This window comes from Plantibacter sp. LMC-P-059a, assembly GCF_030209505.1.
Lineage (GTDB): Bacteria > Actinomycetota > Actinomycetes > Actinomycetales > Microbacteriaceae > Plantibacter.
Window position 1 is genome coordinate 252,519 of sequence record NZ_JARVRZ010000002.1, and the last position, 13,777, is coordinate 266,295.

A 13,777-nucleotide genomic window follows, 5' to 3' on the forward strand; every position below is an offset into this window, starting at 1 on the left:
TCGCCCAAAGATGGACGAACGAACGCGGCCAGGCACGACGAAGGCCCCCACTCCGCGGAGTGGGGGCCTTCGGTGCTGCTGGTGACTACTCGCCCGTGATCGCGAGATCCGGCGTGGCCGACCCCGTCCCGAGCGCCGCCTGCGAGTTCACGCCGGCGCCGACGGACTCGCCGCGAGCCGAAGTCGTGAAGGCGAACGCGCCGTTCACGAAGTCGACGTGTACGTGGTCTCCGGCGTTCAGCTCGCCGTGGAGGATCTGCTCGCTGAGCTGGTCCTCGACCTCGCGCTGCATGGCGCGACGCAGCGGACGCGCACCGAGGGTGGGGTCGAACCCGACCTCGATGAGTCGCTCCTTCGCCGGGAGCGTGAGCTCGATCGTCATATCGCGGTCGAGCAGACGCTCCGACAGACGCTTCGTGAACAGGTCCACGATCTGCAGGAGCTCCGGCTTCGACAGCTGCGGGAACACGATGATGTCGTCGACGCGGTTGAGGAACTCGGGCTTGAAGTGCTTCTTCAGCTCCTCGTTCACCTTGCCGCGCATGATGTCGTACCCGGTCGAGGCGTTGCCCTCGATCTGGAAGCCGACGGGACCACCGGCGATGTCGCGAGCACCGAGGTTGGTGGTCATGATGATGACGGTGTTCTTGAAGTCGACGACACGGCCCTGGCCATCGGTCAACCGGCCCTCTTCCAGGATCTGGAGGAGCGAGTTGAAGATGTCGGGGTGCGCCTTCTCGATCTCGTCGAAGAGCACGACGCTGAACGGCTTGCGACGCACCTTCTCGGTGAGCTGGCCACCCTCTTCGAAGCCGACGAACCCGGGAGGAGCACCGAACAGTCGCGAGACCGTGTGCTTCTCGCCGTACTCCGACATGTCGAGCGAGATGAGCGCGCCTTCGTCGTCGAACAGGAACTCGGCGAGCGCCTTGGCCAGCTCGGTCTTACCGACACCCGTGGGGCCGGCGAAGATGAACGAACCGGACGGACGCTTCGGGTCCTTCAGACCGGCACGGGTGCGTCGGATGGTCTTCGAGAGGGCCGAGATGGCCTCCTCCTGACCGATGACGCGCTGGTGCAGGGCCTTCTCCATGAAGACGAGCCGCGAGGACTCCTCCTCCGTGAGCTTGAAGACGGGGATGCCGGTCGCCTGGGCGAGCACCTCCGCGATCAGACCCTCGTCGACCTCGGCGGTGGTCTTCACGTCGCCCGAGCGCCACTGCTTCTCGAGACGCAGACGCTCGCCGAGGAGGTTCTTCTCCTCGTCGCGGAGCGAAGCGGCCTTCTCGAAGTCCTGCTCCTCGATGGCCGTCTCCTTGGCCTCGCGGACGCCGGCGATCTTGTCGTCGAATTCGCGCAGCTCCGGAGGGCTCGAGAGGATCGACAGACGCAGGCGTGCGCCGGCCTCGTCGATCAGGTCGATCGCCTTGTCGGGCAGGAAGCGGTCGGAGATGTAGCGGTCGGCCAGGTTCGCGGCCGAGACGAGTGCACCGTCGGTGATGGACACCTTGTGGTGGGCCTCGTAGCGGTCGCGCAGCCCCTTGAGGATGTTGATCGTGTGGGGCAGCGACGGCTCCATGACCTGGATGGGCTGGAAGCGGCGCTCGAGTGCGGCGTCCTTCTCGAAGTGCTTGCGGTACTCGTCGAGCGTGGTGGCACCGATGGTCTGGAGCTCACCGCGTGCGAGCAGCGGCTTGAGGATGGACGCGGCGTCGATCGCGCCTTCGGCGGCACCGGCACCCACGAGGGTGTGGATCTCGTCGATGAAGACGATGATGTCGCCGCGGGTGCGGATCTCCTTGGTGACCTTCTTCAGGCGCTCCTCGAAGTCACCGCGGTAGCGGCTTCCGGCGATGAGCGAGCCGAGGTCGAGCGAGTACAGCTGCTTGTCCTTCAGCGTCTCCGGGACGTCGCCCTTGACGATCGCCTGGGCGAGGCCCTCGACGACCGCGGTCTTACCGACACCGGGCTCACCGATCAGGACCGGGTTGTTCTTGGAACGACGGGAGAGGATCTGCATGACCCGCTCCATCTCCTTGTCGCGACCGATGACCGGGTCGAGCTTGTTGTCGCGCGCGGCCTGGGTGAGGTTGCGACCGAACTGGTCGAGGATCTGGGATCCTCCCTGGGCCTGCTGCTCGCTCTGGTTGCCGCCGACGGGCGCGGCTTCCTTGCCCTGGTAGCCGGAGAGCAGCTGGATGACCTGCTGGCGCACCCGGTTGAGGTCGGCGCCGAGCTTGACGAGGACCTGGGCGGCGACGCCCTCACCCTCGCGGATGAGGCCGAGCAGGATGTGCTCCGTGCCGATGTAGTTGTGGCCGAGCTGCAGCGCTTCGCGCAGGCTCAGCTCCAGCACCTTCTTGGCGCGCGGCGTGAACGGGATGTGTCCCGTCGGCTGCTGCTGGCCGGTGCCGATGATGTCGGTGACCTGCTCGCGCACGGCATCCAGGGAGATCCCGAGGGACTCGAGCGCCTTGGCGGCCACTCCTTCGCCCTCGTGGATGAGGCCCAGCAGGATGTGCTCGGTCCCGATGTAGTTGTGGTTGAGCATCTTGGCCTCTTCCTGGGCCAGGACGACGACACGACGCGCACGGTCGGTGAATCTCTCGAACATGATCACTCTCCTCCGGCACCGGGCAGGGTGGTGATGCCGTTAGTAGGAGCGTAACGACCACCGCAGCTCTCATCGCCCCTGTTCGCCGTGGGCGTGATGCCGGGGGTCCGGGAACGCCGCAGCGCACGTGCACCTGGCACGTGCGCTGCGGCGTGGACCGATCGCGCGTCGGTCAGACGGGGAACCGGACGGTCGCGGCGAGCGCGCCACCGCCGGGGACGTCCTCGGCTCGCACGGCGAGGATCCTCGCGTCGGACAATAGCGCCCGTCGGAGGATCTCGTCGATGACACCGTAGTTCGAGGCGTCGGCCTCCTCGCCGAGCGTGACGACACCGGTGGCCTCGTCGACCGTGCCGGGCAGGTTGGTGTCGATGTCGACGAACAGGGTGTCGACGGCGTTCGCGGTCGCCGCGCGTGCCACGTCACCCAGGTCGGTCACCGCGCGTCCGTTCGACGCCCGGGTGCCGAACTCCTCGCAGAGCGCGTGCAGCTCAGCGGCGTACAGCTCGTCGAGGATCGGTCGTGCCGCGGCGGCGAGCTGTTCGTCGGAGCGTTCCTGCTGGTTGCCCTCGATCTCGGGCTTCACCAGGTGCTTGCAGGTGCTCACCGATCGGAAGATCCCCGTCATCGGTTCGGCGCCCGCGAGGATGAGCGGCTCCTTCGAGTTCGCGAGGATCGGCGCGATCGCCTTGTCGATGATCTGCGCGTACTCCTGCATCCGGATCTTCTGACCCTCGGACCCCTGGATGCGTCCGAGCTGCTCGCGGCCGTTCGAGCCGCGACCCCGGATGGAGTCGACGTGCGCGGCTGCCGCGACGTCCTCCGGGATGTCCAGCTCGATGCTTGTCGCCGGCAGGTCGCGCGCGACGGCGACGAGCCTGACCCCGCTCTGCGCCAGCGCGAGCACGTAGGCCGACTGCGGGAAGGTGAGCGCGCGCATGAGCGGCTTGATGTAGAAGCGGTCCGACACCTCGGTGCACGAGCGCAGCACGTTGGGAACGCGGAAGTACCGGGTCGTCGATGGGCTGACGAAGATGGCCAGGCTCGAGGACAGGTACCGGAGGAAGTCCGGGTCCTCGAGGAGGCGGTCGATCTCGTCGGTGAACCGCCCGATCGCGGCACGATCCGCTCCCGCCGCAGCCAACTGCTCCACCGCCTGTTTGACCTGGTTCTTCAGGTCGAGCCGGATGTGGCTCGTGTCCGCGGGGTTGGTGCTCGTCTCGAGGTAGATCGACACGCTCGACGCTTCTCGGGCGTTCGCGAGCTCGACGATGTCGGAGCGGGTCGGAATATCGGTGTGGTGCACTGATGCCTCCTTCGATCGCGTCAGGCGAAGGGTCGACCGGGAGCAGGCGACGCCGTCGTGGGCCTGACTTGCCCCCAGTATAGGGACGCGGTCGCAGCGCGGCCTTGGCGGATTCGCCGGGGATTCGGAGGCGGCGCGGACGTCGTCGGGCTCGCTCAGCGCACCTGGTGCCGCGCCACGCCGGCCGCTACTGGAGCGCCGAGGTGAGCCGCGCGAGGTTGTCGAGGACCGTCGAGCGCAGCGGCTGCTTCAGCCATTCCGCGAGCGTCAGCTCCTTGCTGATCTCGCGGTATCCGTCCTCCACGGCACGCATCTCGCGGACGAACTCACGCCCGCGGACCATGAGCGACACCTCCAGGTTGAGACCGAAGGACCGCATGTCCATGTTGCTCGAGCCGATGACCGCGACGTCGTCGTCGATCGTGAAGTGCTTGGCGTGCAGGATGTACGGCGCTGGGTACTGGAAGATCCGCACCCCGGCCCGCAGGAGCGCCTCGTAGTACGAGCGCTGCGCGTGCCACACCACCGCCTGGTCGCCGATCTCGGACACGAACAGGTCGACCGGGACCCCGCGCTGCACGGCGGTCGTGACGGCGGCGAGCAAGGACTCGTCGGGGACGAAGTACGGACTCGTGATGACGATGCGCCGTTGCGCCGCGTAGATGAGCGCGAGGAAGAGCTTGAGGTTGTTGTCGCCGTCGAACCCTGGGCCGCTCGGCACCACCTGCAGCTCGAGGTCACCGACGGGTCGGGCATCGAGCAGTCCGACCTCCTGCGACAGTACGTCGCCGGTCTCGCTGTACCAGTCGCTCAGGAAGATCGTGTTGATGCCGGCGACCCCCGGACCCTCCACTCGGGTCATGAGCTCCTGCCACTGGAGCCCGCGCTTGATGTTCCCGGGCTTGTTGTAGCTCCGGTCGATCATGTTCTGCGACCCCATGTAGGCGACGGCGCCGTCGACGATGACCATCTTGCGGTGGTTCCGGAGGTCGGGACGTTGGAACTTCCCCTTGAACGGCTGGAGCGGCAGCATGAGCGCCCACTGCGCCCCCATCGCCGTGAGCCGCTGCAGCGTGTGCTTGTAGTCGGGGGTCCGCCAGCTCGCGAAGTGGTCGAGGAGCACTCGGACGGTGACGCCGCGATCGATCGCGCGCTCCAGCGCGTCGAAGAACGGCTTCGTCGTCCGATCGCAGGTGAGGATGTAGAACTCGACGTGCACGAAGTGCTGCGCACGGTCGACGTCCCCGGCCATCGCGTGGAGAGAGGCCTCGTAGTCGCCGATGAGGCTCGCGGCGTTCCCGCCCTGGAGCGGCATCGAACCGAGGTTCCGGTTGAGCGTCACGACCGAGCGGAACCACGCCGGCGCGTTTGAGGTCAGGTTCGCCTTGACGAGGTCGCGGGTCGTCTGACGGATGTACACGTTGATGTCGTACTGCTTCCGCCGACGCACCCGGGGCAGCTTCGGGTTGCCGATGAGCAGGAAGACGATGACCCCGAGGTACGGGATGAGGAAGATGGCGAGCAACCAGGCCATCCCGGCGGTCGGGCGCCGGTTGCGCGGGACGACGATGACCGCGATGACACGGATGATGAAGTCCAGGACGAGGGCCGTGATGCCCAGCCAGTTCCAGGAGAACTCGATCGTCATGTCGCCCATCCGCTCAGGTGCCGAGGCTCCAGCCTACTGACCACCCCGGACTGCGGGCTTGCGACACCGCGGCGTCGGACGGGCGTTCAGACCTCGCGGGGGGCCGTCGAGTCGACGGGCGGCAGACCGAGCTTCGCGCGCTGCTCCGCCTCGACCTGCGCGTACGCCTTGCGCTCGTTGCGGTCGGAGCGCAGGATGGCGCGCATCACGACCCAGAAGATGACGCCGACGACCACGGTGGGCAGCAGCGACCAGAGCGCATTCAGCCAGTAGTCCTCGATCACCCGTCAATCGTACCGCCCTTCGACAGGGTTGCGGTTCCTGAGCCTGTCGAAGGGCAGGGACCGGAAGGGCGGGTCGCTCAGGAACCGCCCTTTGACAGGCTCAGGAACCGCCCGCGAGGGCACCCCAGAGGCCGCTCACCACGAGGTAGAGGCCGATGCCGCTCACCACGATCCAGATCGTGATCCGCGCTGTCGTCGGTCCTTGCTTCTTCGGGTCCTGGTGGTCGCCCGGGTCCATCATGCTCATCGTCGCGCCTGACTGTTCGTGGTCGTGCTGCCGGCTGGGCCGCTACTTGACCAGGGGGAAGAGGATCGTCTCGCGGATGCCGAGACCGGTGAGCGCCATGAGGAGACGGTCGATGCCCATGCCCATGCCACCCGATGGCGGCATGCCGAACTCGAGGGCCCGCAGGAACTCCTCGTCGAGACGCATCGCCTCGACGTCGCCCTGCGCGGCGAGCTTCGCCTGCTCGATGAAGCGCTCGCGCTGCACGACCGGGTCGACGAGCTCGGAGTAGCCGGTCGCCAGTTCGAAGCCACGGACGTAGAGGTCCCACTTCTCGACGGCGCCCTCGATGGAGCGGTGCGCCCGGACGAGGGGGCTCGTGTCGACCGGGAAGTCCATCACGAAGGTCGGGCGCTCGAGGCCGCCCTTCACGAAGTGCTCCCACAGCTCCTCGACGTACTTGCCATGGATCGGGTGCGGCACCTCGACCCCCTCGCGCTCCGCCAGGGCCTTGAGCTCCTCGATCGGGGTCTGCGGGGTGATCTCCACACCGGCTGCGGCGGAGAGGCTCTCGAACATCGAGATGCGGTCCCAGTCGCCGCCGAGGTCGAACTCGGTACCGTCCGCCCAGGTGACCACGTGGCTGCCGCTCGTGGCCAACGCCGCGTTCTGGATGAGCGTCTGCGTGAGGTCGGCCATGGTGCCGTAGTCGCCGTAGGCCTCGTACGCCTCGAGCATCGCGAACTCCGGGCTGTGCGTGGAGTCGGCGCCCTCGTTGCGGAAGTTGCGGTTGATCTCGTAGACGTGGTCGATCCCGCCGACGACGGCACGCTTCAGGTACAGCTCCGGAGCGATGCGCAGGTAGAGCTCGGTGTCGAACGCGTTCGAGTGCGTGACGAACGGCCGGGCCGACGCACCACCGTGCATGACCTGGAGCATGGGCGTCTCGACCTCGACGAAGTCGCGCTCCGTGAACGTCTGGCGGAGGCTCGCGACGGTCTTCGCCCGGTCGAGCACGTTCTTGCGCGCCTGGTCGCGGGCGATCAGGTCGAGGTACCGGCTGCGGACCCGGGTCTCCTCGTTCAGCTCGTTGTGGAGGTTCGGCAGCGGGAGGATCGCCTTGGCGGCGATGGTCCACTCGGCCACCATGATCGACAGCTCCCCACGGCGGCTGGAGATGACCTCACCGGAGACGAAGACGTGGTCGCCGAGGTCGACGAGCTCCTTCCACGCGGCGAGCTGCTCGTCGCCGACACTGGCGAGGCTCACCATGGCCTGGATGCGGCTGCCGTCACCCGACTGCAGGCTCGCGAAGCAGAGCTTGCCGGTGTTGCGCAGGTGCACGACCCGCCCGGCGACGCCGACGGTCTCGCCGGTGGCCTCATCGGGCTGCAGGTCACCGTAGCGGGCGCGCACGGCCGGGATGGTGTCCGTGATGGGCAGGGTGACCGGGTAGGCACCACCGGCACCGGAGGTCGCCTCGTCGATGAGGCGCTGGCGCTTCGCGAGGCGGACGGCCTTCTGCTCGGAGAGCTCTGCCTGCTCTGCTGCGTCGTCGATCGGCTCTGGCGTCGTGTCAGTCATGCGGTGCGATTCTCCTCGTGCGGTCACTGGAGTTTACCGGGGACCACGCTCGGCCTGCGCGCACGGCGGGTTTCCTATGAACCCGCTATCGACGGCCTGACAAGGGTCTCGAAGAACCGTTCCGAGCACCCCGTCGCGCCCACGGCCCGTGCTTGGCTCGGAGGCCAGGAGTCCCGATCGGGGGCACCGACGCCGGAAACGAACTCGAAAGGCTCGTCATGACGACGCTCTCCGACCACCAGCACACCGACCATCAGCACACCGACCGCCGCGACGCCACCGTCGTCCCACCGGTACCGGCCTCGGCCGCCGCCGCTCGGCACTCCGTCGGCCTCGACGCCGGACTCGTCCTCCTCCGCGTGGTCCTCGGCGTGGTCTTCATCGCGCACGGGCTGCAGAAGTTCCTCGTCGACACGATCCCGGGCGTCGCGGCCGGCTTCGGCGGGATGGGCATCCCGCTCCCCGACGTGACCGCGGTCGTCGTCGCCGGACTCGAACTCGTGGGTGGACTCCTGCTCATCGTCGGACTCGGCACCCGCGTCATCGGGGCGCTGCTCGCCGTGACGATGGCGGTCGCCCTGGTCCTCGTGCATCTGCCGGCCGGCTTCTCCGCCATCGAGGGTGGCTTCGAGTACGTCATGGTGCTCGGCGTCGCAGCCCTCGCCCTCGCTTTCACGGGCCCGGGCCGGTTCGCGGTCGACGCGCTCATCCGCGGTCGTCGCTGACCCCGGCACCACGACGTCGCCCGCACCGTCGGGTGCGACCACGGCCGCTCGCTCGCCCCTTCGGACGAGTGGGCGGCCGTTCCGTCAGAGCAACTCGTCGACGTCGGGCGTCGTGGCGCCGCGCAGGGCCTCGTCCACCGAGGACCGCACGAGCGAGGAGAGGAAGCCGCCGGCGTTCTCGATCCCGATCTCCTGGAGGAGTCCGGTCGCCTGCTGCACGACGGCCCGGGAGAAGCTCGCAGCCGTTTCGACCGCCTCGGCGTACGCCTCACGATCGGCTTCGGCGATGATGACCGGTTCCGCGCCCATCTCCACGACCAGCGCCTGGCCGATCGGCTGCACGGGTGCCGGAGCGGTGACCGCGAAGGACGTCTCATGTAGGCGGGCGAGATCGAGGCTCGTCCCAGTGAACACCATCGCCGGGTGCAACGCCAACGGGATGGCGCCCGCACGAGCGGCCGGAGCGAGGACCGCGGTGCCGAAACGGGCGGAGGTATGCGCCACGAGCTGACCCGGCTGCCACGCACCCACTGCCGCGAGCCCCTCGACCAACGACGCGAGTTGCTCGTCCGGCACGGCGATCACGACGAGTTCGCTCCGCTCGACGACCTCGGTCGGATCGAGCACGGGGACGTCCGGCAGGAGGGCGTTCGCGCGGTCGAGACTCTCGTCGGACACGGCGGTGATGCCGACGATCGCGTGTCCGGCGCCACCGAGGGCTGCCCCGATGACCGGGCCGACCCGACCGCTGCCGATGATCCCGACGCCGAGGCGGGCGTTCCGTCGGTCGGCGCTCACCGCGTCGTCCCATCGTGCTCGGCCGGCGCTGGCCCTGCGGAGGGCTCGCGCGGTCCCGCGGCCTCCGGCATCGCCACGCCCTCCGGCCGTGCCGACGGTTCCGCGAGGTACGGGGCCGTCACCGGCTCGTCACCGGGCTGGTGTTCGGGGTCGAAGCTCGCCCACCGGTGACTCCGATCGGTCGCCTGCGCGACCACGATCGCCTCGGAGGCCGCCTCGAACATGCGAACCGCCTCGTCCCGCGCCATGGCTGGGAGCTTCGCGACCACCGGACCGGGCACCGTGTGCGCGGTCGCGGAGGCCAGGTCGAGCGCCCGCAGAAGCGGCCCCTGGTTGATGCGGATGCTCTGCAGCCGGGCGAGCGGCAGGATGTGGAGCTTCCGCCAGACGACCCCCTGCCGGAAGAGCAGCATCCCGTCGCGCAGTGCATAGCCGGTGCGCCGCCACGAGAACCAGTTGATCCACATCGAGCGTCGGGGCGACCCGACGAACCCGACGCCGTCACGCGTCGAGAGGGCGGACTGCAGTGGCGCCCAGGCGCTGCCGTCGATGCGACCGGCGAGCATCAGCTCCACGACCTGGGCGGCGTCGACGAGCGACCCGACCGGCAGCACCGTGTTGTTGCTCGCACCGCGGGCTGCCTGCTCGAGCGAGAGACCGGCCTTGTTGATCCGGACCTTCCACCAGCCGAAGGGACGCCAGATGATCGGCTGCGACACCTCGATGGCGTGGATGCGACCCGGGGGGATGGTGTCGTTGGTCGTCGAGAACAGTCCGAACCCGACGCGCACGCCCGAGGGGGTCGCGGCGATGCTGTACCGGAGCGACTTCGTCACGCTCGACCAGATGTAGGCACCGAGGCTCAACACCATCGGCACCAGCCAGAACCAGGCCCAGTCGAGACCGTTCACGAGCAGGACGACCCCGACCACCACCGAGATCAGGACGATGACGGTGAACGGACTCACCACGGTTGAGCCGACGAGGCGCCAGAGGGTCAACCGGACAACTGAGTCGGGCACCGCCTCCTGGGGGTCCAGTTCCGGTGCAATGAAATCGTCCACACGCTCGGTGACGAACCGTGAGACGCCACCGCCGTCCGATGTGGCGGCCTCCGTCGCCGGCAGGCTCGGGTCGACCGGAGCGGCGGCTGGCCGCTGCTGTCGCTCGGCGAGCTTCACACCGCTCGCGAGGGTGAGCACGTCGCGGCGCAGGCCGTCGGCGTCCGCCGTGTAGAGGTACTCGAGCTTGACGTTCGCATCCTGCCCGGCGACGCTCACGTTGATGCGGGAGGCGCCGATGAGCCGGGCCAGCAACGGCTTCTCGATGGAGACGCCCTGGATGCGGTCGAGCTTGGCCTTGCGGTTCGTGCGGAAGAGGATGCCGCTGCGGACCTCGACCGCCTCATCCGTCACGCGGAAGGTGTGCATGCGCCACGAGAACCAGAACACGGCGATGACCACGATGAGCCCGACGGCGATCGCGAGGAGCACCCAGCCGACGAACCCGTGGTTCAGGATGTAGTCGATCGGGTCGGTCGGCTGCTCCATGCCAGGCGCCGGGATGAAGAACTCGATGAGCCGCTCGCGCAAGTTGGCGATGACGATGCCGAGGATGGCGACGAACGCGATCCCGCCGCGGAGCAGCGGGGTCGCCGGGTGCAGGCGGTGCCACTGACCGTCGACCAGGCTCTGCCCGGCGACGCGCGGAACGATCGCCTCGGCCGTCGGTTTGACGCGTGGCCCGGCCGCGGGCACCTCGAACCGGGGTGGCGGCACCTGTGGCTGCTGCTCGCTCACAGGCCGGTCCGCCGGCTCTCCGCCACGGCGACCAGGTGATCGCGCAGTCCCTCCGCCTCGGCCTCGGGCAGCCCGTTGATCACCACGCCGGTGGAGGCGGAGGCGGTCACGAACTTGAGGTCGGCCAGGCCGAACGCACGAGAGAGCGGCCCGCGGTTGATGTCGACGAGCTGCATGCGACCGTACGGGACGGCGACGAAGCGCTGCCACATGATCCCCCGGCGGAACAGGAGGTCGTCAGCGCGGAGCTGGTAGCCGATGGCTCGGATCCGACGCGGGATGAACGCCGCGGTGATCAGCGAGATGACCGCGAAGGCGGCGAACGGCCACCAGATCCACGTCCAATCCCAGACGAGCGCGACGAACACGACCGCCGCGGTGACGATGAGCAGGCCGGCACCCTCGGAGATGAACTCGATGGCGATGAGCTTGCGGCTCACCCGCCGCCATTCGACGTCAGGGAGGTCCAGCCGGTGTCCGACGGGGGCGGAGGAGTCGGCGTGCGCGACCTCCGGGGCCGACGTCTCCTCGAGCGGCGTGTCGATCAGCGGCCGCTCGACGATCGGTTCAGGTGTGGGACGGGGCTCCCCCGGGTGCGGCGTCGTCATCATCATCCTTCGGAACGGTGCAGAACCACTCGGCCACCAGAGCGGCGACGACGAGCGCGACGGATCCCACGATGGACGCGATCACCAGCCACAACGAGCCTAGCGCGGGCAGGATCGGGCGGGTCAGGAGGAAGAGCATGATCCCGACGGTTGCACCGGCGACCAGGGCGCCCGCGTGGCTCGACGCCTTCGCGAGGGCGGCCACCCGCATCGCCCGGAACGGGTCGATCCGTCGGGTCGCGTGCCCGGTCGTGCTGCGCCGGATCGGCCAGGACAGGGCGATGAGGATGATGGCGACCGCGACGAGGGAGACCGTGAGGGTGACGGGCGGGATGATCGAGGCACGCCCGGCGGACACCGACGCCACCTCGACGAGGAACCCGAAGACCACGCCGACCCCGGCGAGGACGATGAGCGGCGTCGCGGTGGTCCGCCTCACGGCTGCACTCCGTCGTCGGGGACCACGGATCCATCCTTGGCGGCGGCGAGGGTGTCGAGTCGACCCACACCGGGCAACGTCGCATCGGGGTCGAGCAACAGCCAGGGCACGACGACGAAACCGCGCTCGGCGGCACGCGGGTGCGGGACCGTGAGGCGGTCGTCGTCGATCGTCTCGTCGTCGTAGGCGAGGAGGTCGAGGTCGAGCGTCCGGTCGCCCCAGCGCTCCTCACGGACGCGGCCGTGGGCCAGCTCGATCCGCTGGAGTTCGTCGAGGAGCTCGAGCGGCCGGAGCCGGGTCCGGACGATGGCGACCCCGTTGAGGTACGCGGGTGCCGACTCGTCCACGCCCATCGGCTTGATGGCGGCACTCGAGACGAGCGGCGAGGGTCGCACCTCGAGCACGCCGTCGACGGCGGCGAGGTCCTCACACGCCTGTGCGATCGTCGCGCGGCGATCCCCGAGGTTCGCCCCGAGGGCGATGACGGCCTGCACCGCACGTGGCTTCGGTGGCCCCGGGCGTCGTGCCGGGTCGTGGATCGGGGTGCGCGACACCATCAGCCGGCCTGCCCGGTCTCCGCGCGGTCGGCGGCGGTGCGCTCGATCGTCACCGCGACGTCCGCGAACGGCACCGTGATCGGGGCGCTCGGCTTGTGGAGGGTGACCCGCACCGCCTCCGCGCGCGGGTTCGACAGCACGACCGCGGCGATGCGCTCCGCGACCGTCTCGATGAGGTCCACCGGGTCGCGTTCGACCGCGGCGACGACGGCTTCCGCCAGCTCGCCGTAGTGCATGGTCGCGCCGAGTTCGTCGCCGCCTGCCGCAGGGCGGAGGTCGAGGGTGACCGTCACGTCGATGACGAACTCCTGCCCCGCTTCGCGCTCGAAGTCGAAGACGCCGTGGTGGGCGAAGGCCCGCAGGCCCGTGAGGGTGATCGAATCAGTCATCGGCTCCACCTTGCCATGCATCGAGGGTGTCGAGGGCGAGTCTCGTGGCGGCGACGTCGTGGACGCGGACGCCCCAGGCGCCGGCTTGCACCGCCAGCACGCTCACCACGGCACTCGGGAGATCGCGATCGGTCATCGGGGCGTCGTCCGGCAGGAGTGCGCCGAGGAACCGCTTGCGCGAGGCGCCGACGAGCACCGGATAGCCGAGCTCGAGCAGGAGGTCCAGACGCGCGAGGATGCGCCAGTTGTGCTCGGTGTGCTTCGAGAAGCCGAGCCCGGGATCGACGACGATCCGCTGTGGATCGACGCCCTGACCGAGCAGGGTCGACACGCGGTCGTCGAGTTCGCGCGCGACGTCGACCGCCGCGTCCGTGTACGAGGCGCGGCTCGCCATGTCCACCGAGTGACCGCGCCAGTGGCTGATGACGCAGTCGAGGCCGGACGCGGCCATGAACGCCGGCATCCGGTCGTCCGCGAGCCCGCCGGACACGTCGTTGATGATCGATGCGCCGGCATCGGCCGCGGCCCGAGCGGTCTCGGCGCTCATCGTGTCGATGCTCACCCGCACCCCGGCCGCGGCCAAGGCCGACACGACGGGTGCGACCCGGTGCTGTTCCTCGCGGGTGTCGACCCGCGCGGCGCCCGGCCGCGTGGACTCACCGCCCACGTCGATGACGGTGGCCCCGGCCGCGACCAGCTCGAGGCCGTGTGCGACGGCGTCGTCGACGTCGAAGTAGCGGCCGCCGTCGCTGAAGGAGTCGGGCGTGACGTTGACGACGCCCATAATCTCGGGATGCGTG

General features: G+C 69.1%; 14 protein-coding genes. 1 reads left to right on the forward strand and 13 read right to left on the reverse strand.

Going from position 1 to position 13,777, the window contains the following annotated elements; all coding sequences use genetic code 11:
- Positions 1–85: 85 nt before the first annotated feature.
- The 6 genes from QRN27_RS04595 to lysS form a co-directional block, all read right to left on the reverse strand.
- On the reverse strand, positions 86–2,614 hold the full coding sequence (locus tag QRN27_RS04595; protein WP_285040901.1) for an ATP-dependent Clp protease ATP-binding subunit: 2,529 nt from the start codon (positions 2,612–2,614) through the stop codon (positions 86–88).
- A gap of 172 nt (positions 2,615–2,786) precedes the next feature.
- Positions 2,787–3,920 (reverse strand): baeRF11 domain-containing protein, encoded by a 1,134-nt coding sequence (locus QRN27_RS04600; protein WP_285040902.1) that lies wholly within the window; start codon positions 3,918–3,920, stop codon positions 2,787–2,789.
- A 187-nt stretch (positions 3,921–4,107) separates the two neighbouring features.
- On the reverse strand, positions 4,108–5,577 hold the full coding sequence (gene cls, locus QRN27_RS04605; RefSeq protein ID WP_285040903.1) for a cardiolipin synthase: 1,470 nt from the start codon (positions 5,575–5,577) through the stop codon (positions 4,108–4,110).
- Positions 5,578–5,654: 77 nt separating this feature from the next.
- Complete coding sequence (locus QRN27_RS04610; RefSeq protein ID WP_327078811.1) at positions 5,655–5,852, reverse strand: hypothetical protein; 198 nt, start codon at positions 5,850–5,852, stop codon at positions 5,655–5,657.
- A gap of 100 nt (positions 5,853–5,952) precedes the next feature.
- Positions 5,953–6,099, reverse strand: coding sequence for a hypothetical protein (locus QRN27_RS04615; RefSeq protein WP_157579829.1), 147 nt, complete (start codon positions 6,097–6,099; stop codon positions 5,953–5,955).
- A gap of 42 nt (positions 6,100–6,141) precedes the next feature.
- The gene (lysS, locus tag QRN27_RS04620; RefSeq protein ID WP_285040904.1) at positions 6,142–7,662 is read right to left on the reverse strand and encodes a lysine--tRNA ligase; all 1,521 of its coding nucleotides are present in this window, start codon (positions 7,660–7,662) and stop codon (positions 6,142–6,144) included.
- Between the two features lie 218 nt (positions 7,663–7,880).
- Here lysS and QRN27_RS04625 point away from each other — a divergent pair, with 218 nt between their 5' ends.
- Entirely contained in the window at positions 7,881–8,387 is a 507-nt protein-coding gene (locus QRN27_RS04625; protein WP_285040905.1) for a DoxX family protein, read from the forward strand.
- A gap of 84 nt (positions 8,388–8,471) precedes the next feature.
- Here the strand turns inward: QRN27_RS04625 and QRN27_RS04630 are convergent, their stop codons facing one another.
- The 7 genes from QRN27_RS04630 to folP are packed head-to-tail and all read right to left on the reverse strand — an operon-like array spanning position 8,472 to position 13,761.
- The gene (locus QRN27_RS04630) at positions 8,472–9,185 is read right to left on the reverse strand and encodes a Rossmann-like and DUF2520 domain-containing protein (RefSeq protein ID WP_285040906.1); all 714 of its coding nucleotides are present in this window, start codon (positions 9,183–9,185) and stop codon (positions 8,472–8,474) included.
- Entirely contained in the window at positions 9,182–10,984 is a 1,803-nt protein-coding gene (locus QRN27_RS04635) for a PH domain-containing protein (protein WP_285040907.1), read from the reverse strand. The genes QRN27_RS04630 and QRN27_RS04635 overlap by 4 nt, the downstream gene beginning before the upstream one ends.
- The gene (locus QRN27_RS04640; RefSeq protein ID WP_285040908.1) at positions 10,981–11,592 is read right to left on the reverse strand and encodes a PH domain-containing protein; all 612 of its coding nucleotides are present in this window, start codon (positions 11,590–11,592) and stop codon (positions 10,981–10,983) included. Before QRN27_RS04640 ends, QRN27_RS04635 begins: the two co-directional genes overlap by 4 nt.
- Positions 11,552–12,031 (reverse strand): DUF3180 domain-containing protein, encoded by a 480-nt coding sequence (locus QRN27_RS04645; protein ID WP_056008427.1) that lies wholly within the window; start codon positions 12,029–12,031, stop codon positions 11,552–11,554. The genes QRN27_RS04640 and QRN27_RS04645 overlap by 41 nt, the downstream gene beginning before the upstream one ends.
- On the reverse strand, positions 12,028–12,588 hold the full coding sequence (folK, locus tag QRN27_RS04650; protein WP_285040909.1) for a 2-amino-4-hydroxy-6-hydroxymethyldihydropteridine diphosphokinase: 561 nt from the start codon (positions 12,586–12,588) through the stop codon (positions 12,028–12,030). The genes QRN27_RS04645 and folK overlap by 4 nt, the downstream gene beginning before the upstream one ends.
- A complete protein-coding gene (gene folB, locus QRN27_RS04655; RefSeq protein ID WP_082455910.1) occupies positions 12,588–12,977 on the reverse strand; it encodes a dihydroneopterin aldolase in 390 nt (129 codons plus the stop codon). The genes folK and folB overlap by 1 nt, the downstream gene beginning before the upstream one ends.
- Positions 12,970–13,761, reverse strand: coding sequence for a dihydropteroate synthase (gene folP / locus QRN27_RS04660; RefSeq protein WP_285037033.1), 792 nt, complete (start codon positions 13,759–13,761; stop codon positions 12,970–12,972). Before folP ends, folB begins: the two co-directional genes overlap by 8 nt.
- Between the last annotated feature and the right edge of the window lie 16 nt (positions 13,762–13,777).